This is a genomic window from Myxococcales bacterium (genome assembly GCA_016720545.1).
GTDB lineage: Bacteria > Myxococcota_A > Polyangia > Polyangiales > Polyangiaceae > JAAFHV01.
On the sequence record JADKKK010000007.1, the window covers coordinates 80,093 to 98,165 of the forward strand.

General features: G+C 70.2%; 11 protein-coding genes and 1 pseudogene. 8 read left to right on the plus strand and 4 right to left on the minus strand.

The features are described from left to right. Positions 1–85 precede the first annotated feature (85 nt). The 6 genes from IPQ09_16120 to IPQ09_16145 all read left to right on the plus strand — a co-directional run bounded on the left by IPQ09_16120 (position 86) and on the right by IPQ09_16145 (position 9,006). On the plus strand, positions 86–802 hold the full coding sequence (locus IPQ09_16120; GenBank protein MBL0195722.1) for a helix-turn-helix transcriptional regulator: 717 nt from the start codon (positions 86–88) through the stop codon (positions 800–802). Positions 803–848: 46 nt separating this feature from the next. Beyond that, complete coding sequence (locus IPQ09_16125) at positions 849–2,066, plus strand: efflux RND transporter periplasmic adaptor subunit (protein MBL0195723.1); 1,218 nt, start codon at positions 849–851, stop codon at positions 2,064–2,066. Positions 2,067–2,097: 31 nt separating this feature from the next. Beyond that, positions 2,098–5,214: an efflux RND transporter permease subunit gene (locus IPQ09_16130; protein ID MBL0195724.1), complete on the plus strand. Its 3,117-nt coding sequence runs from the start codon at positions 2,098–2,100 to the stop codon at positions 5,212–5,214. A gap of 62 nt (positions 5,215–5,276) precedes the next feature. After that, positions 5,277–7,562, plus strand: a complete 2,286-nt coding sequence (locus IPQ09_16135; GenBank protein ID MBL0195725.1) for a sigma 54-interacting transcriptional regulator — start codon at positions 5,277–5,279, stop codon at positions 7,560–7,562. A 75-nt stretch (positions 7,563–7,637) separates the two neighbouring features. Further along, positions 7,638–8,588 carry a serine/threonine protein kinase gene (locus IPQ09_16140; GenBank protein ID MBL0195726.1) on the plus strand — a complete coding sequence of 317 codons (951 nt, stop codon included), beginning with the start codon at positions 7,638–7,640 and terminating at the stop codon, positions 8,586–8,588. Positions 8,589–8,739: 151 nt separating this feature from the next. Then, complete coding sequence (locus tag IPQ09_16145; GenBank protein MBL0195727.1) at positions 8,740–9,006, plus strand: hypothetical protein; 267 nt, start codon at positions 8,740–8,742, stop codon at positions 9,004–9,006. A gap of 562 nt (positions 9,007–9,568) precedes the next feature. On the opposite strand, the gene IPQ09_16150 is transcribed toward IPQ09_16145, so the two are convergent. The 3 genes from IPQ09_16150 to IPQ09_16160 all read right to left on the minus strand — a co-directional run bounded on the left by IPQ09_16150 (position 9,569) and on the right by IPQ09_16160 (position 13,217). Beyond that, positions 9,569–10,585: a hypothetical protein gene (locus tag IPQ09_16150; protein ID MBL0195728.1), complete on the minus strand. Its 1,017-nt coding sequence runs from the start codon at positions 10,583–10,585 to the stop codon at positions 9,569–9,571. Next, positions 10,560–12,536 (minus strand): hypothetical protein, encoded by a 1,977-nt coding sequence (locus IPQ09_16155; GenBank protein ID MBL0195729.1) that lies wholly within the window; start codon positions 12,534–12,536, stop codon positions 10,560–10,562. The genes IPQ09_16150 and IPQ09_16155 overlap by 26 nt, the downstream gene beginning before the upstream one ends. Positions 12,537–12,860: 324 nt before the next feature. Then, entirely contained in the window at positions 12,861–13,217 is a 357-nt protein-coding gene (locus IPQ09_16160; protein ID MBL0195730.1) for a four helix bundle protein, read from the minus strand. Positions 13,218–13,772: 555 nt separating this feature from the next. Here IPQ09_16160 and IPQ09_16165 point away from each other — a divergent pair. Then, entirely contained in the window at positions 13,773–14,225 is a 453-nt protein-coding gene (locus tag IPQ09_16165) for a nucleotidyl transferase AbiEii/AbiGii toxin family protein (GenBank protein ID MBL0195731.1), read from the plus strand. Here the strand turns inward: IPQ09_16165 and IPQ09_16170 are convergent. Next, a pseudogene (locus IPQ09_16170) lies at positions 14,176–16,990 on the minus strand (ATP-dependent helicase). The gene IPQ09_16165 and the pseudogene IPQ09_16170 sit on opposite strands and share 50 nt — an antisense overlap. Positions 16,991–16,999: 9 nt before the next feature. Here IPQ09_16170 and IPQ09_16175 point away from each other — a divergent pair. Beyond that, on the plus strand, positions 17,000–17,896 hold the full coding sequence (locus tag IPQ09_16175) for a site-specific DNA-methyltransferase (protein MBL0195732.1): 897 nt from the start codon (positions 17,000–17,002) through the stop codon (positions 17,894–17,896). Positions 17,897–18,073: the final 177 nt, after the last annotated feature.

An 18,073-nucleotide genomic window follows, 5' to 3' on the forward strand; every position in this document is an offset into this window, starting at 1 on the left:
GGTGGGCCAAAAAAAGAGCGCGACGAATGTGTCGCCCCGGCTTGCCTCCGCCCGAGGCGTGCCTATAACTGACCAGCCGGTCACAATGTCTCGCGTCGCCGATCCCACCGCCCGCATCTCGCTGCTCCGCGCCGCCGAGGAGGTCTTCGCCAAGAAGGGCCTCGAGTCCGCGAAGGTCGAAGAGATCGCGCGCCTCGCGGGCGTCTCGAAGGGGGCGTTCTATCTGCACTTCTCCGGGAAGGAGGAGGCGTTCCTCCAGGTGGTGGAGGCGTTCCTCGCGCGGTGCGGCAGCCTGCTGCGCAGCCCTTCGGCTGAGCTGCTCGACAGCAAGCAGGGCCAAGACATCGCGGAGTGTGGCGTCGACGAGAACGTCGAGCTCTTCGAGTTCTTGTGGCAAAATCGCGCGATTTTGGCCATTTTGCACACCTGCAAGGGCGACTACGCCTACCTCTTCGAGGCGTTCCACCGCGATCTCCTCAGCAACGCGAAGGGCTGGGTCGAGCTCTTCATGCGCCGCGGCCTCTACCGGGCCGACCTCGACCCCCAGCTCGTCGCGACGTTGATCGTGGGCGCGCACGGGGAGCTCGCCAAGGCCATGCTCGCGAGCGAGCGCAAGCCTCCGCTGCGCGACTGGCTCCTCGCCACGCACCGCGTGTTCGCGCTCGGCCTCACCGCCGATCACAAAGCGAGCACGATCCCGAGGGCCCCCTCTTCCCGGGTGACCCTGCCGACCTCAGAGTCCAGCCACCGCGCGGCCGGCGCGGCGCGGCGCGTCGCTCGGCCGAGGCGCCCGTCGAGCTGAGGCCCGCTCAGTCACTGTTACAAGCACGAAACTACACAGAAAACCCATGCATACAGGCAGCCCCCAGTTGGAGCCCGGACACTCTTACCCCACCACCTCGTCGGAGGCGCCCGCGCCCTCCAAGGGGGGGGGCGGCGGCGGCCGCGTCGTGCTCATCGTCGGTCTGGTGGCGGGGCTCGGCCTCGCGGGGATCATGGGCCTCCGCGTGACCCAGGCCCTCCAGAAGCGGAAGGACACCTCGGAGGAGCGCACCGTCGCGGCCGCCGCGCTGGCCAAGCGCCCGCCCGTCTCTGTCGTGTCGCCCACCCCCATGCGCTGGAAGCCGCGGGTCGAGCTCACGGGCACGCTCAAGCCCTGGCGAGAGGCCGAGATCGGCTTCGAGACCCCGGGGCGTTTGGTGAAGCTCAACGTCGCCACCGGCGACACGGTGAAGGCCGGCGCGCTGCTCGCGGTGCTCGACGCCTCGCGCGCCGGCGCCCAGGTGAACCAGGCCGTGGCGCAGACCAAGGCCGCCGAGGCGAACCTCGCCATCGCCGAAGACAACCTCCGCCGCACCGACGCGCTCATCGCCACCAAGTCGATCCCCGAGGCCCAGGCCGAGCAGGCGCGGCAGCAGGTCGCGCTCGCGCGGGCCCAGCTCGAGGGCGCGCGCGCGACGACGAACCTCGCGCAGCAGGGCGCCGGCATGCACTCCATCGTCGCCCCCTTCGCCGGCGTCGTCACCCGGGCCCCGACGGCGATCGGCAGCGTGGTGAACCCGGGCGTCCCGCTGATTCGCCTCGAGGACGTGACGCGCTTTCGCCTGAGCGCCACGCTGAGCGAGCAAGACGTGGGCATCGTCCGCCTCGGCTCCCCCGTCACGATCGCCTACCAAGGCCACAAGGTCGTGGGGAAGGTCATCGCGCTCGTGCCCTCGCTCGACCAGGCCACGCGCCGCGCGCCCGTCGAGATCGAGGTCCCCACCGACGCGAGCGCGAAGCTGCTCGGCTATGGCTTCGTGCGCGCGCAGATCGACGGCACAGAAGAAGTGGCCGCCTTGCGCGTGCCGGCCGCGGCGCGGCGGGTCGGCTCGCAGAACGAGGTCGTGCGCGTCGTCGGCGGGAAGGCGCAGCGCGTGCGGGTGGTCCAGTCGGTGGACACCGACGGCTCGTGGATCGTGACCGGCGGCCTCGCGCCGACCGACCAGCTGGTGCTGAGCCCCTCCGACGACCTGCACGAGGGCGACCCGGTGGAGATCGCCGCGCCCTCGCCCGACAAAAAGTGACGCGCCAGACCACGCCTCTGGAGATCCGCCCGTGAACATCTCATCGATCGCCATCAATCGCCCGGTCTTCACCGTGATGGTCACCCTGGCCCTCATGGTGCTCGGGGTGATGGGCTACACCCAGCTCGGGACCGACCTCTTCCCGGACGTGTCGTTCCCCGTCGTCGCCGTCACCGTGCCGTACCCCGGCGCGGCGCCCGGCGAGGTCGAGCAGCTCGTCACGCGCCCGCTAGAAGAGGCCGTCGTCTCACTGAACGGCATCGACCGCGTGAAGACCTACTCGCGCGAGGGCGCGTCGCAGGTCATCGTCCTCTTCAAGCTCGACGTCGACATCCAGCAGGCCGCCACCGAGGTGCGCGAGCGCGTCGCGCAGACCCGCTACAAGCTCCCCACGGAGACCAAAGAGCCCCTCATCAGCCGCATCGATGTGGGTGCGGCGCCGGTCATCACCTACACCCTCGAGGGCGGCGGCCGCTCGCTCTCGGAGACCGCGAAGTTCGCGCGCGACGTCATCAAGCCTTCGCTCGAGCAGGTGGAGGGCGTCGCCGCGGTGAACGTGCTCGGCGGCGCCGAGCGCGAGGTGCACGTCGACCTCGACCTCGCGCGCATCGACGCGCTCCACCTCTCGCCCATCGCCATCCTCCAGCAGCTGCGCGCGCAGAACCTGAACGTGCCCGCCGGTCACTTCGACGAGGGCGTAAAGGAGATCAGCGTCCGCACCGTGGGCGAGCTCCGCACGGTGGAGGCGATCCGCGACACGATCGTGGCGACCACGAAGGACGGCTCGAGCGTGCGCCTCTCCGACATCGCACAGGTGGAGGACGGCTACGAAGAGCTCCGCATGCGCATCCGCGCGAACGGCTCGCAGGCCGTGTCGTTCGACGTGGTGAAGCAGTCGGGCAAGAACACCGTCGCGGTCGCCGACCTCGTGAAGGCGAAGCTCGCGGGGCTCGAGCGCACCTTCCCCGAGGGGTACAAGGCCTCGGTCATCGTCGACCAGTCGAAGTTCATCCGCGAGAACGCGCACGAGGTGGAGGTCGCCATCCTCTTCGGCGGCGCGATGGCCATCCTGGTCATCCTCATGTTCATGCTCGATCTGCGCTCGACCTTGATCAGCTCGGTCGCGCTGCCGACCAGCGTGGTCTCCACGTTCTTCGTGATGTACGCGCTGCACTTCACGCTCAACATGATGACCCTGCTCGCGCTCTCGCTGGCGATTGGGCTCCTCATCGACGACGCGGTGGTCGTGCGCGAGAACATCTCGAAGCACCTGGAGAGGGGGGTGGAGCCCCGGCGCGCGGCGCTCGAGGGCACCCGCGAGATCTCGCTCTCGGTGCTCGCGACCACGCTCACCATCGTCGCCGTGTTCGTGCCCGTCGCGTTCATGAGCGGCATCGTGGGCCAGTTCTTCCGCCAGTTCGGGCTCACCATCACCGCGGCCGTGCTGGTGTCGCTCTTCGTGGCGTTCACGCTCGACCCCATGCTCTCGAGCCGCTTCTCGAAGGCGCACGTGGCCGGCGCGAAGGACCCGTTCATGCCCCTCAAGCGGCCGTTCCTGGCCGTCTTCGAGGGGATCGAGGGCGTCTACCGCCGCGTGCTCGGGTTCGCGCTCCGGAACAAGATCGTCGTCGGGCTCGGGGCGTTCCTGGCGCTGTTCTCGATCGGCCCCGTCGCCGGCCTCATGGGCAACGAGTTCGTCAACCAGGAGGACCGCGGCCAGTTCGTGCTCGAGGCCGAGCTGCCCGCCGGCACCAAGCTCGACGAGACCGCGCGCCTGTCGCTCCCCGCCGAGCTCAAGGTGCTGGAGGACAAAAGGTTCATCACCGTGCTCTCCACGCTCGGCGCGGCCGGCGAGGTGAACAAGGTGCGCTGGCGCGTGGTCACCGTGCCGAAGAGCCACCGCGACGTTCCGCTCGCCGACCTGAAAGACCGCGCCCGCGACATCGCGTACGCCGCGATGCCCGGCGCCAAGATCACCGTCACCGACCCGCCCTTCGTCGAGGGCGCCGCCACCGAGGCGCCCATCATGGTCCAGGTGCGGGGCGCCACCTACGACGAGCTCGCGCCGCTCGCCCACGAGTTCGAGCAGGCCATGCGCGCCATCCCCGGCATGGCTGACCTCCAGGTCAAATATAGCCCGGGCCAGCCCGAGCTCCGCGTGCGCGTCGACCGCGACAAGGCCGCGCGCGCCGGCGTGCCCGTGGCGCAGATCGCCCTCGCGCTCCGCGCCTCGGTCGAGGGCGACGAGGCCGGCAAGATGCGGCAGGGCAAAGACGAGGTGCCCATCCGCGTGCGCCTCCGGTCGGGCGACCGCGCCACGGTCGACGACGTGCTCCGCATGACCGTGCAGACCCCGAGCGGCCCGATGGCGCTCGCGGATCTCGCGACCGTCGAGCGCGGCGAGGGCCCCAGCGTCATCGAGCGCGAGGATCGCGAGCGCCAGATCGTGATCTGGGCCTCGACCAAGGGCCGATCGCTCGGCGAGATCGTGCCCGAGCTCACCGCCGCGTTCGCGAAGATCAAGCTGCCCCCGGGCGCGAGCTACCACTTCGACGGGCAGATCCGTCAGATGACCGAGACGAACGGCTCGATGGGCGCGGCCATGGGGCTCGGCATCATCTTCATCTATCTCATCCTCGCGTCGCAGTTCGAGAGCTTCATCCACCCGCTCACGATCATGCTCACGCTCCCGCTCGGCTTCGTGGGCGCGTTCTACGGCCTCTTCATCGCCCAGCGCACCATGGCGATGGGCGCGATGATCGGCATCATCTTGCTCATGGGGCTCGTCACCAAGAACGCCATCCTGCTGCTCGACCGCGCGCTCGTGCGGGTGCGTGAGCACGGCGACACGCCGCTCGAGGCCATCCTCGCGGCGGGCCCAGAGCGCCTCCGGCCCATCCTCATGACCAGCGCCGCGATGATCCTCGGCATGCTCCCGACAGCGACGTCCAACGGAGAAGGCAGCGAGTTCCGCTCGCCGATGGCCATCGCCGTCATCGGTGGGGTCATCAGCTCCACCATCCTGTCGCTCGTGGTCGTGCCCGTCGTGTACCTCACCATCGAGAACACGAAGGGCCACCTCGCGCGCCTCTTCGGCATCAAGGCTTCGCCCCCGGGCCCGAGCGAGGCGCCTTCCCCAGCCGAGTAGCGGCCCGCCCAAACGTCAACCCACTTGACCGCGCCGCGCGAGAGTGTCCACCATTCGGACACATGTCCCGCGAACGATCCCGCGCCGCGCGGGGCCTGCCCGTCCCGGGCGCCACCTGCGAGGACCTCCTCGTGGCCGCGCAGGCCGCCCTCGACCGCGCAGACTTTCGCGGCGCGCGCGCGCTCGCGGAGCGCGCGGTGGCGCGCGCCGATCGTGACCCGCGCGACGGCGCCCGCGCCGCGAGCCGCCGGCTGCTCGCGACGGCGCTCCTGCTCGACGACGACGCGACCGAGGCCGAGCGCGTCGCGGCCGAGGCGGTGCGCGTCGCCCGGACCGCGCGCTCGTACCGCGACGAGGCGCTCGGGGAGCTCGTGCTCGCCGACGTGCGCCGCGCGGCCGGCGAGTACATCGCGGGGCTGAAGCACGCCGCCCGCGCGCGCACCCTCGCGGCCCGCGCGAAGGATCCCGCGACCGAGCGGGTGGTGCTCGCCGACTATGCGCTGCTGCTCGGCCGGCTCGGCGATCACGAGCGCGCCCGCGAGGCGTTCGAGCTGCTCCTCGCGACGCCGCTCGACGACCTGCCGCCGTCGCGCGCATTTCGTGTACTCTACAACCTGGCGGGCGTGCACCGCGCCGCGGGCCGCTTCTCGGAGGCCTTCGTGGTGCTCGGCCAGGCCGCGGACCTCGCGGATGGGGGCGCCGGCGGGCACGCCGACTGGGCGCTGCGCCACGCGCGCGTGCAGACCCTGCTCGACGTGGGCGCGTTCTCAGCGGCCGACGCCATCTTGGGCGAGGCGGCGTTCGACGACGACGCGCCGTCGTGGCAGCGCGCGCAGCACCTCGCCCTGGAGGCGACGCTCGCCCTCGAGGGCACGGGCGACCCGCGCCGCGCCGTCGCGCTCGCCGAGCAGGGGCTCGCGCTCCCCGCGCTGCTGCGGCCCGTGCGGTTCGCGCTGGAGAAGGTGCGCGCGGACGCCCACCTCGCGCTCGGCGGCCGCGCGGAGGCGGAGCGCGTGGGGATAGCCCTGATGGGGCCCCAGGCGAACGCCGGCATTCGCCTGCACGCCGCCGAGGCCCTCGCGCTCGCGGCGCGGGCCGGACCGCCCGGGGCCTGGCTCCTCCGCTGGCTCGGCGCGCTCGCGATCGCGGGGAGCGGCGCGGCGGGCCGGGTGGAGCACGAGGCGTGCGCCGCCCTCGTGAGCGAGCCCGACCCGATCGGGAGCCTCGCCCGCGCGACGCTGCCCGTGCTGCGCGCTCGCCTCGTCGACCGCACGCCCACCGAGCACCGCGCCCCCTTCCGGCGCCTGCTCCGCCGCATCGAGCGCCGCCTCGCCGAGCAGCGCGCCCATGGGGCCTCCACAGCCGCGGACGCGCGGGTCAGTGAGCCGGTGCGCCGCGCGATGACGAGCGTCGGTCTCGTGGGCGAGTCTCCCGCGCTCCTCGGGAGCGTCGCGACCCTCGCGCGCGCCGCCCGCAGCGCCACGAGCGTGCTGCTCCTCGGCGAGACCGGCGCCGGCAAGGAGCTGTTCGCGCGCCTCGTCCACCAGATCTCCGAGCGCGCTCGAGGGCCCTTCGTCGCCATCAACTGCGGCGCCGTGCCCGAGCCGCTGCTCGAGGCGGAGCTCTTCGGCCACGAGCGCGGCGCGTTCACGGGGGCCGAGCGCGCCCGCCGCGGGCTCTTCGAGGAGGCCGAGGGCGGGACGCTGTTCCTCGACGAAGTCGCTGAAATGACTCCACAAATGCAGGTCAAGCTGCTCCGGGTCCTCGAGGACCGGGAGGTGCGCGCGCTCGGGGGTGGTCGGGCCCGCAAGGTGGACCTCCGGGTCGTCGCCGCGACGCACCGCGCGCTGCCGGAGCTCGTCGAGCGGGGCGCCTTCCGGCAGGACCTGTACTACCGCCTCGCCGCGCTGACCGTGCCCGTGCCCTCGCTCCGCGAGCGCATGGAGGACATCCCCCTCGTCGCGCGGGCCCTCCTCGCGCGCGAGCCCGGCACGCGCGCCCACACGCTCGACGTGCCGGCGCTCACCTCGCTCACCGAGCACGCGTGGCCCGGGAACGTCCGCGAGCTCGGCAACGTGCTCCGCGCGGCGGCGGCCCTCGCCGACGGCCTCGTGATCGGGCGCCCCGACATCACCGCCGCGATGGCGCGCGCGCCCGCGGGAGGTCCGCGCGCCGAGCGCGAGCTCCGCGAGACCACGCTCTCGGCGCTGCGCGCGAGGCACCAGGCCGAGCTCCGCGAGCTCGTGGGTCGCGCGATCGCCGCCGCCGACGGCAACAAGCGCGAGGCCGCCCGCGCCCTCGGCCTCAGCCGCCAGGGGCTCTACCGCGTGCTCGAGCGCGGCGAATGAGCGTGCCGCGTCGAGCCGCGTCGAGCGAGCGCGCCGCGTGGTAGCCTGGCCCCGAGGCGACGTCGAGAGGGGCACATGGCGACACCCGTGACCAAGGACAGGCGCGTCGGAACGCGCGTGGGGAAATACCTCCTCGAGAGCATCATCGGCCTCGGCGGGATGGCCACGGTCTACGCTGTCGCCGACGACCGCGGGACGCGCTTCGCGATGAAGGTCCTCCACCGCCCGCTCACCGCCGACGACGTGGCGGTCGCGAGGTTCTTCGAGGAGGCCTACCTCGCCAACAGCGTGAAGCACCCCGGCGTGTGCGTCGTGGTCGACGACGGCGTCTCCGAGGCCGACCGGTGCCCCTACCTCGTCATGGAGCTGCTCGCGGGGCAGACCCTCGAGGACCGGCTCGCGGAGGAGGGGTGCCTCACGATCGGCGAGTCGCTCGACATCGCCATCGCGCTCGCCGACACGCTGAGCCAGGTCCACGGCGCGGGCATCGTCCACCGCGACCTCAAGCCGCCGAACGTGTTCCTCACGGCCGCCGGCGTGAAGCTCCTCGACTTCGGCGTAGGCAAGAGCCGCGCGATCGCCATGAAGACCGCGGCCGGGTCGCTGCTCGGCACCCCCGCGTACATGGCGCCCGAGCAGGCGCAGGGCGCGAGCGTGGTCGACGGGCGCGCCGACGTCTTCTCGCTGGGGGCGGTGCTCTTCCAGTGCCTCGTGGGCGAGCGCGTCCACGAGGGCCAGGACGACTACTCGGCCTGGTTCGCCGCGGCCACCCAGCCGGCGCGCTCCCTCGCGGTGCCCGCCCCCGAGGCGCCGCCGGCCCTCGTGACCCTCGTCGACAAGGCCCTCGCCTACGACCGCGAGCAGCGGTGGCCCACCGCTGGCGAGCTGCGCGTCGAGGCGCTCCGCGTGCGCGCCACCCTGAGCGACGAGCAGGCGCAGTCGCGCCGGCGTGCGGCCCGCGACGGCTCGTTCTTTCGCATGCTCGACGACCTCCACGTGCCGTCGCTCCGCGAGCCCAAGGGGTGAACCGAAGCCGCTGCCGCCGCTGTCGTACGCGGCGTACGCTGCAGAACGGCTACTTGCAGCTCTTGCTCGGGTCCCGCGTGCACTCGTGCGGCCCGAAGCGCAAGCACTTCTTGAAGGCCCTTGGCTCGGGCACACGTAGAGCGCCCCGTTGATGCAGCACGTGATCGTCTGGCTGCCCTGCGTCGTCGAGCGACTCAGGTTGACGCCACCGGCGGGGAGCTGCGGCACCGGAACGGGGAGGGCCGGGATGACCGGCTGGATCACGATCGGCGGCTGCGCGGGCGCGGGCTGCGCGGGCGCGGGCTGCGCAGGCGACGAGACCTCGGTGGGCTGCGCCGGCTGCGCGTTCGTTTGCTGCGCGGCCTGCGCGTTCGCCTGCGCCTGGGCCGTCTTGTGCTGCTCCAGGAGGAGCTGGTAGTCGCGCTCGCGCTTGGCCGTCTCGGCGGCCTCTTTGGCGGGCACGAGGAGCTCCTCGCCGATGCGCGCGCGGAGGCCCCGCACCCAGCCGGCCCAGTGATCGTCGACCAGCACCTCGCCGCCGGGGCCGGGCTTGGTCTTGAGGCCCGAGCTCTTCACGTAGCGCACCAGGTACTGCGTGCCCGAGTACTCGACGTCGACGTCGAGGGTGACGTCGCCCCTGGTGAGGCGCGCGGAGATCTTGCCGGGCTCCTCGCCGAGGGCAGAAAAGCGCCGGCTCTGCATGGCCCTCACGACGGCCGCGCGCACCTCGGCGGGCGACTCGGACTTGGCGATGAGCACGGGCTCGGCCGCCTTGGTCGACGTGAACGCCGCACCTCCGCACGCCACGGAGGCGAGCGCGACGACGAAGGGGCCCACGAACCGCGACGCGCGAGAGCTCATGGGGAGGGGGTTTTACCAGAAGCGGCGCTGGTTGAGGCGCCTGGCGCGAGCTCGGGTACCGCAGCGGAGATCCACAGCCCCGCTCACGGGCTCACCGGTATGCGCAAGAGCCTCTCACATTACCTCGTGACTGTGACCGCCCCCGAGCCGCACGTCACCACGCACGGCCCCGCCCGCGGCACCACCACACACACAAAACAATCAGGAAATCCTCCCGGAGGCGGCGTTGCATGGAGCGCTCCGAGCCCGCCGACGGCTACTGTTCGATGCCGGCTGCTTTGGTCGTCGTATCTCGTCGGTAGCCCGGTGAGATGCACGCTCGGCTCTATCGCCAAGTGCGGCGCGAGGTCCTGGGCCGTCGGCAAGTCTTGTCGCGCAAACGGCGTGGCGATCCATACCCGCGCGGTGGCTGTGGCCGTCCCGAGCTGCGGCCCTCGTGCGCCATCCGAGCCGTGATGCGCGAGCTTGTAGACGTCGTGCGAGACCGCGTGGGTAAACATGGTGGTCGCGTCCGACCATCCCTTGCCCGGATTCTCCACCAGGTCGGAGCCGAGAAGCACGGTGCGCCCTTGCCACTCCACGATGAAAGCAGACGATGCGCGGTTGAAGTCGTGGTCCGATCCCCGGTTCCATGCGTCGCGCGCCGCGGCACGCTCGGCTGGGCTGGGCGAGATGACGTAAACCTTCGCGTCGCCGAGCGGCTCGACTTCGCCCTGCTTCATGTCCCACCGCGACGTTTCCCGATCTTCCCATCGCGTGAGCACCGCCGCGATGGCTTGCTGCACTTGGCCACTCTTCAGCGCGGGCTCCAAGTCCCACCAGCCGTCCGCCGTCTTGGTGGCCGGCGACGGCACGATTCCGAGCTTGGGCCATTGGCTGTCGCCCGGCTTCGTAAAGGCATTCACGAGGTCCGAAAAGCCCGAGGCATGGTCGAGGTGCGGGTGCGTGAGGGCGAGCAAGCTCGGGCGCGCTTCGTAGTGGTCGAGGAGCTTCCGCGCGAGGCCCTTCCCACTCGATCGACAGCTATCCACGACCATCCACGCGCCGCATGGCGCATGCACCACGACTGACTCGCCCGTGCCCGGTCCGAGCACGAAGACCGTCAGCGCGTCATTCCGAAGCGGAGGCAGCGACACGGATGTAGCGGTCGGGCGGGAAGCCGAGCTCGAGGGATGGAAGGGCGTTCGCTTGCGGCTGCCAGCTCAGGAAGCGCTCGGTGCCGTCGTCCAGCTCGAGGTGCTCGACGAACGTGCCGACCGCGAGAGGGAAGCCACTACGCCTCTCGGCGCCCAATGCCGCAAGCTCGGCGCGCGTGAAGTTGACGTATCGGTACGAGGGCGGCCCGTCTGCCGCGCGCTCGCCCATGAGCACGCGTGCGCCGCGCTCGCTCACGTCGCAGATGCGGCCGGGCCGATAACGCGTCACCTTGCGTGGGTCCGCGGCGTCGAAGAGGGCGGGTCTCTTCCAGCGGCTCTCGATCGCGAGAGCGGGCGGAAAGACGTTGGTCTCGTTCTCCACCTCGCGCAGGAGAGTGAGGCGCAGCTCGAGCGAGCGAAACGCCGGCCGGTCGCGCAAGGACCGAGGAAAGGCCGAGAGCACGCGCTCGGCAAAATCCAGCTCACCCCGATGGAGCAATAGCGCGGCGAGCGGCAGGTGGAGCTGGCGGACGAGGAGCGCGGGGTCGAACGCGTCGTACCCAAGCTCGCTGAGCGCCTGCGCCCAGGCGTCGTCGGCTTCGGCCATTCGGCCCACGGTGACCAAGAACGTCGCGTAGCGGCCGTGGTAGCGCGCGCGCTGCGGATGGAGGTCGCGGGCCCGTTCGTAGCCAGCCTTTACGCGGCTCGCCTGCTTGCCCTGCGCGTCGAGATTGAACGCGAGGTAGTGGTGCGCGTACGCGTCGTTCGCGTCGTAGGCGAGGGCGCGCTCGTACGCGTCTACCGCGTCTTGGTACCGCTTGGCGAGGCTGAGCTCCTTCCCAAGCAGATCGTATTGCTCGGAGAAGAACACCGCCGCAGAGAGCACACCTACCGCGTCGCGCGACTCGGTGAGGTGGTGCACCACCTCCACTTCGTGACGCGTCGCCTTGGAGAGGTCGTTCACGGCGCTCGCCTCCTCAAACTGGCGCCGGTGCCAGGCGGCGATGGTGGCGTGCGCTTGCTCTGCGGAGAGGTCGGGAAGCCATCGTCCCTCGAGCGCTTCGTGCGCGATGACGTCGTGCACGATCGCGCCGGCGGGCGACTCGATAAAGACGACGTCCTTCAGGAACGCGTAGAGCTCGCCGGTTGCAGCAAGATCGTGCGCGAGATCGTGCGGGGCTCCCATGCGGCAGAGTGCCAGCCGCGCGACGGCGCCGCGAAGCGCATCGTTGGAGACGGCGCACCGAACGAGCTCGGGCGGGCTCCACCGCCGCTCCGCGAGATCGCGGGCGCGGGCGCCGTTTGCCACGCATGCCGCCGCGAGGCGAAGCTCGAGAGGGGAATAGCGGGCTAGCCGCGTGGCGTCCTGCTCCATGAGGGCGGCGGCAGCGGCTTCCAGCGCCTTGTTCGACCATGCACGCTCGAGCACCTGGCGAGGGAGCGATGTAGGCTGCACGGAGACGACCGCGTGTGAGGGAACGAAGCTGCCGTGAGTCTGCTCTCCCGCGACGACCCGGAGCTTGTCCGCCGAGAGGATGGCGTGGCTCAGCTCGTGAGCGCAGCTCGCGAACACGCCTCGTCCGAGGGTGGTGCCGGGCGACCGAGGCTCGTCGAACAACACCACCGGCGCGGCGAGCACGAGCTCGCTCGTTACCCGCTCGAGCTTGGCGCGCCAGCCCACGCCGGCGTCGCGGACGAGATGGAGAAGATCGGGCGAGGTGATCGAGAGCTGGGACGCGAGGTCGATCAGCGCGGAGAAGGGAGCGTCCTCGTCGTGAGAGAACCCAAGTCGGACAAAGGGCCGGCCGCGCTTCGTGAGGCCGACGCCGACCGCGTCCAAGGTGGACGACTTGCCCGAGCCCTGACGACCGACGATGGAAAAGCGGCGCTGGTGGCCCTCGAGCCCAGCGAGCACGACCTTCGCCGCAGCCTCAGGCGTGAGCGCTTCCATGCGGTGGTCATAGCAGGCGGATGGAAATCGGGCCATTGCGGAAGGTTCTCGCCCCGTAGCAAGCTGACGGCGCTGCAGCGCGACCTGCTCGCGCGGGAGATTGCGGCCAACAAGATCAGCGCGCTCCTCGGCCGTGCGGAGATCAAGGACCTCGTCGATCTCCGGGACAGTACGCCTCGGTCCTGCGGTGCGGAGTGCGAGCTTTTCGCTGCGGTCTAGGTGCCTCGTCGCAACGAACCTCATCGCGCGAGCCCTCTCCCCTCGCGCTGCGTAGTGGCGCCCGCGAGCCCCTCTCCCACGAGGGGAGAGGGGCCCTGGTGTTGGCTATCGAGTGAGCGCGGTGAGTAGGGCGAGCAGCCTCTCGCCGATGAGGACGCATTGCTCGGCGGCCGCGGAGGTGGTGTCTCCGGCGTGGGCAGCGATCTCGACCGCGGCGATGGCCTCGACCGCTTCACCTCGAGCGATGGCGAACACGCGAGCTTTGTCGGCGCGCGAGACGCGGCCCGCGGCCTCCGCGCAGTTGAGGCAGGTGCCCTTCGCCGCACGGACCGCCTCGTCCCGGAGCTTGGCGTCGCGGATGTTGGCGGCCTTGACGGCCAGGAGGAGCTCGACGGACACGCCGTACGCAATGAGCCGGTGGTGCGGAAGCGTTGCAGCGCGAGGATTGGGTTTTTGGGTCATGCCCCCGGTCGCGCAGGAGTCGTGACAGCGCCCGAGCCGCGTACCGTCCCGCGACAGCGCTGGCGCGACTCGTGCGCGCTCTCGCGTGACCCAAAAACCCAATCCTCGCGCGGCCCCGGGCAGCGATCCCATGGCCAACCTCGCACCAAGAGCCCAACACGATCCCCACGAACCGCCCCGGCCCCCTCCTGCCGTAGCCGTAGCCGTAGCCGTAGCCGTAGCCGTAGCCGTAGCCGTAGCCGTAGCCGTAGCCGTAGCCGTAGCCGTAGCCGTAGCCCTCGTGCGCGTGGGCCAGTGGTCGCAGCGGGTTTGGTTGCGTCGACCGCTCGCCGTTCCTGGGTTCAGCCGTGCTTGAAACCAACGAAGGTCACAGTCGCGCGTCCGATCCGCAGATCCGCGCTCAGTGGCAGGCGCGGGTCATGCGCGAGGCGCGGTTCGCGGACGTGTGGCGGTACGTGTCTCTCGACGAGGTCGTCCGTGACTGGTCGTGGATCCGTCGGCACCTCGGACGCTCGCGCGCGTTCTGGGACTTCCTCCTCGAAGGGTGGCGGGCACGTGGACTTCTCGCATCGTAGCAAGCTGACGGCGCTGCAGCGCGACCTGCTCGTCGCGTTCTTCGAGCGACAGGAGGGGTTCTTCCTCACCGGGGGCGCGGCACTGTCTGGCTTCTACCTCGGCCACCGCACGACCGAGGATCTCGATCTGTTCGCTCCGCCGGGCGCGTCGCTCGATGACGCGGCCAGGGCGCTCTCCACGGCGGCCATTTCGCTCGGCGGCACGACGGAGCCCGTGAAGACATTCCCGGAGTTTCGCAGGCTCCTCGCGCGCCGGGGCGAGGAGTCCTGCATGGTCGACCTCGTGGTCGATCGCGCGCCGATGCTCGACGTGGACAAGCCAACGCGTGCGGTGGGCGACAGCGAAAAAGGTGACCAACAGAGCGACCGCCAATCCCCAGCTTTCAACTTCGCTGGGCCTCGTTCCTGGCGTTCCTACCTTCCTGCTCCGTAGGGCGCTTCCGGCACAGGCCTACCATGTCGCACGAGCCGCACGCGTGCTTCTCCCACGTGGGCAAGCGTGGCAGGTCGTTCGCGCGCAGCGCCTCTCCCGCGGCTCGGATCTTGTCGCGGACGCCGGTCAGGAGCGGGGCGTTCACCGGCTCGCGCGTCGTCTTCCCCTTCTCGTCGAGGTTGAGCACCTCGATGAGGTCGGCGCTCTTGCCAGTCAGCTCCTGATACCCGACTGCGTACACGTGCAACTGGTCGCGGGTCACGTCCTCGGCTTGAGCGCGCTCGCTGGACTTGAAGTCCACGATCGCCGTCTCGCCCGTGTCGAGGCGGCGAATGAGGTCGATGCGCCCGTCGACGGTGATGCCCGGCGCAATGTGAACCTGGATGGGCTTCTCTGAGAACTCGGTGTTGGCGAGCTCGTCGCCGTGCGCGTCCAGGTACCGCTCGATCGCCTTCACGCCCGACTTCTTCAGCTGCTCGCGCAGCGCTTCCGTACGCGAACGGCGCGTTCAGGTGGCGCTCGAGCAGCGGGCCGGCCGAGTCCTTCGTGACGAAGTCGCCTTCGAGCGCACGCTTGTGGATCTCGGACAGCGCGTCGTGCAGGGCCTTGCCGTAGCCGAGCGCCTCGTGGATGGGCGCGTTGAACCCGTAGAGGAACCTCAGCTTGAACTGGTAGTGGCACTCGAACAGGTACTTCAACTCGGAGAATGACAGCGAGACCCGTGGCGTCTCCTGCTTGGGCTGCGGCGGGAGCCGAGCCTCACCGATGGCCACCTGGACTGTCGACACCCACTGCTGCTTCGCGATGTGGTCGAAGAACTCGGAGCGCGACCGCTGCTGTTGATTGTCCGCGATCGGGGCGTACGTGACGTACAGGTACTTCTGCGCGCGAGTGACTGCCACGTAGAGCAGGCGCGTCTCGTCCTCCACCGTGCCGCGGTAGCGCTCCGGGTTGACCAGCGCGACCTCCGGAATGACGTGGTGGAGCTGCACGCCGCCCATCGGGCGCGACGGGAACCGGTTCTTGCGCATCGCGGGCAGGAACACGGCGGGCCACTGGAGGCCCTTGGACTGGTGGACCGTCGCGATGGTCACGGCGTCCGGCGCCGCGTAGCCGGCATCGGAATCTGCGTCCGCATAGTAGTCGGGGGCTTGATGCTCGAGCCACTGGGCGAACCCCTCATACTTGGCCTTTGGCGTCGTCGTGAAGTGGATCTGCTCGTAGTCCGAGATGGCCTGGCTGAACTTGCCGAGCTGGTAGAAGACCAGCTCGCGTCGGCTCGGGTCGCCCGGCAGGGTGTCCTCGCGCAAGTCGAGCGCCTCGAGGAAGTCGAGGTAGAGGCGCTGGATGTTGTAGACCGCGTGCCGCTTCTTCGCGTCGAAGTCGCGCCCGCCCTCGAGGACCTTCATGGCCTTCAACCAGTCAGCCTCGGACGGCACCAACGAGGCCGCGTCCCAAAGCGCCCGCAGCTGCGCGGCGTCGATGGCCCGAACCACGAACCGGAAGACGCCGACGACCGCTACGATCTCCGGACTGTCGAAGAGCCGGTTGAGGCCCTTCACGACGAACGGGATGTTGCGGCGCCGCAGCTCCAAGACGAGCGGCTCGGAGTCCCGCGCGACGGAGCGGTAGAGCACCGCGCAGTCCGACCACGACAGGCCGCGCGGCGTCGCGTCGGGGCCGTCGTTGAATGGCACGCCGCGAAGGTGCTGGATGCGGTCGGCGATCCACCTCGCTTCGTCGGCGGGGTCGCCGAGCTCCACCGCGAGCAGGTCCCCCCGCTGCCAGGTTTGGTGTCCCGCCGCGACCATCGCCTTCGGCAGCCGTTGCTGAGCGGGAATGCGCTGGGCGATGGACTTGCCGAGCTCGACGACGCCCTTGCTCGATCGGAAGTTGTCGTCGAGGGTGACCTGCGCGACGGCCTCGTAGCGTTCGGCGAACCGGACGATGTTGGAGACCTGGCTCCCTCGCCACTGGTAAATGGTCTGGTCGTCGTCGCCTACGACGCAGAGGTTCGCGCCGAACCGCACGAGGCCGCGGACAAGGCGCTCCTGCAGGGCGTTCACGTCCTGGTATTCGTCGACGACGAGGTAGCGAATGTCGTCCCGTGCGTGGTCCTGGACGTGATCGAAGTCGTCGTCCTCCAGGGGGTCGCCCTCGAGGTATCGAACGGCGGCGCCGATGATCTCCGTGTAGTCGAACATCGCCCGCTCTTGAAGGAGCGCCAGGTACAACTCCGATGACGCGACGACGTCGGGCGGGACGGCCTTGAGGTCGACGTCGTCCTCTCGCAGGACGCTGACGACCTGCAAGTAGAGCCGAGAGTTCAGGTAGCGCCTGAGCACCCCTTGCTTGGCCGTCGTCGGGCACCGGCTCAGGCCGGACTTGGCGCTGTAGCGATCGACAAGCAGACGCGACGTGACGTCGGTCAAGACGGAGAACTTGAACTTCTCCGGCACGAGCCGCTGCAGCAGGTCCAGGCAGTAGCCGTGCATGGTGCCGATGTACATCTCGGCCATACCTGGCAGCTCGCCGAGCTCCTTCTGTACGATGCGGAGAACGCGCTCCTTCAGCTCGGCCGCGGCCCTCTCGGTGAACGTGAACGCGACGACGTTGCGAGGACGCACGCCGGGCTGCCCGAGGATCTTTGCGATGCGCTGGGAGATGACCTGGGTCTTGCCTGAGCCCGCGCACGCGATGATCTGGAGCGGTCTGTCAAGGCACGCGATCGCGTCCTCTTGGGCGCGGGTGTACGGCATGGTCATCACGCCACGTTGCGAAACCGAGAACCGGTCCTGGCGCGGGACCTCGAACGCGAGGTAACCGCGCTAAACGACCGGCGCGCGTTCGGGCTGAACTTCGAGCGGCACGTGCCGGAGGCGGTGGAGCTGCCCGGGCGGCCCGTTCGCAAGGGTGACAAGGTGCGTGTGCTGGCGCCGCGTGGGAAGGCCCCGAAGAAGGCGGACGAGAAGCTGTGGCGAGTCGTCGCGCTCGACCGCGCCGCGGGCAAGGCGCGGTTGGAGGCGGTGGTGGTGGACGCGGAGGGCGGCGATCAGCTCGCCCTCGCGAAGGTCGAAGCGGGACCCGAGAACATCACGGCCGCAGTCGACGATCTCGTCGTAGTCGCCGGCTTCCGCGACGCGATCTACCCGGGCCTGGTGTCCACCGGGAAGGTGGAGCGCGGCGGCGACAAGCCGTTCCACACCGTGATCAACGCCGAGAACTTCCACGCCCTCAAGGCCCTCACCTTCACCCACCGCGGCAAGGTCGACTGCATCTACATCGACCCGCCGTACAACACGGGCGCGAAGGACTGGAAGTACAACAACGACTACGTCGAGGGCGACGACCTGTATCGCCACTCGAAGTGGCTGGCGTTCATGGAGCGGCGGCTGCTGCTCGCGAAGGAGCTACTGAACCCGGACGACTCGGCGCTCATCGTGACGATCGACGAGAAGGAGTACCTGCGGCTCGGGCTACTGCTGGAACAAGTCTTTCCTGGCGCCAATATCTCGATGGTCTCGTCAATCGTAACCGCTGCGCGGACCCCACGTCGCGCGAGTGATCGGGGGAGTGCAAACTGCACCCATGGGACGACAGCGAAGCAGGGGCGAGCGCGGGGCGGAAGTGCGGGCGTGGCGGGCGAGCGGGGTGAGCGCTGCGAAGTATAGCGAAGAGCACGGGCTGTCGAAGGGGAGCCTCTGTCGCTGGGCCGCGGAGGTGGACGGGCGGGGTCTCGAGTCCGGCCGGCTCCCGAGCCACGGACAGCGTTCGTGCGCCTCGAGGTCGCGCCCCGCGCGGTGGGAGGCCTCGTCGTGGAGGTGGGGCCCGCGAAGGTGCGCGTCGAG

Excerpts from the sequence above, each read along its gene's own strand:
- IPQ09_16120 (MBL0195722.1), top strand. The coding sequence starts at position 86 with ATGTCTCGCGTCGCCGATCCCACCGCCCGCATCTCGCTGCTCCGCGCC.
- IPQ09_16125 (MBL0195723.1), top strand. The coding sequence starts at position 849 with ATGCATACAGGCAGCCCCCAGTTGGAGCCCGGACACTCTTACCCCACC.
- IPQ09_16135 (MBL0195725.1), top strand. The coding sequence starts at position 5,277 with ATGTCCCGCGAACGATCCCGCGCCGCGCGGGGCCTGCCCGTCCCGGGC.
- IPQ09_16140 (MBL0195726.1), top strand. The coding sequence starts at position 7,638 with ATGGCGACACCCGTGACCAAGGACAGGCGCGTCGGAACGCGCGTGGGG.
- IPQ09_16145 (MBL0195727.1), top strand. The coding sequence starts at position 8,740 with ATGCAGCACGTGATCGTCTGGCTGCCCTGCGTCGTCGAGCGACTCAGG.
- IPQ09_16155 (MBL0195729.1), bottom strand. The coding sequence starts at position 12,536 with ATGGAAGCGCTCACGCCTGAGGCTGCGGCGAAGGTCGTGCTCGCTGGG.
- IPQ09_16160 (MBL0195730.1), bottom strand. The coding sequence starts at position 13,217 with ATGACCCAAAAACCCAATCCTCGCGCTGCAACGCTTCCGCACCACCGG.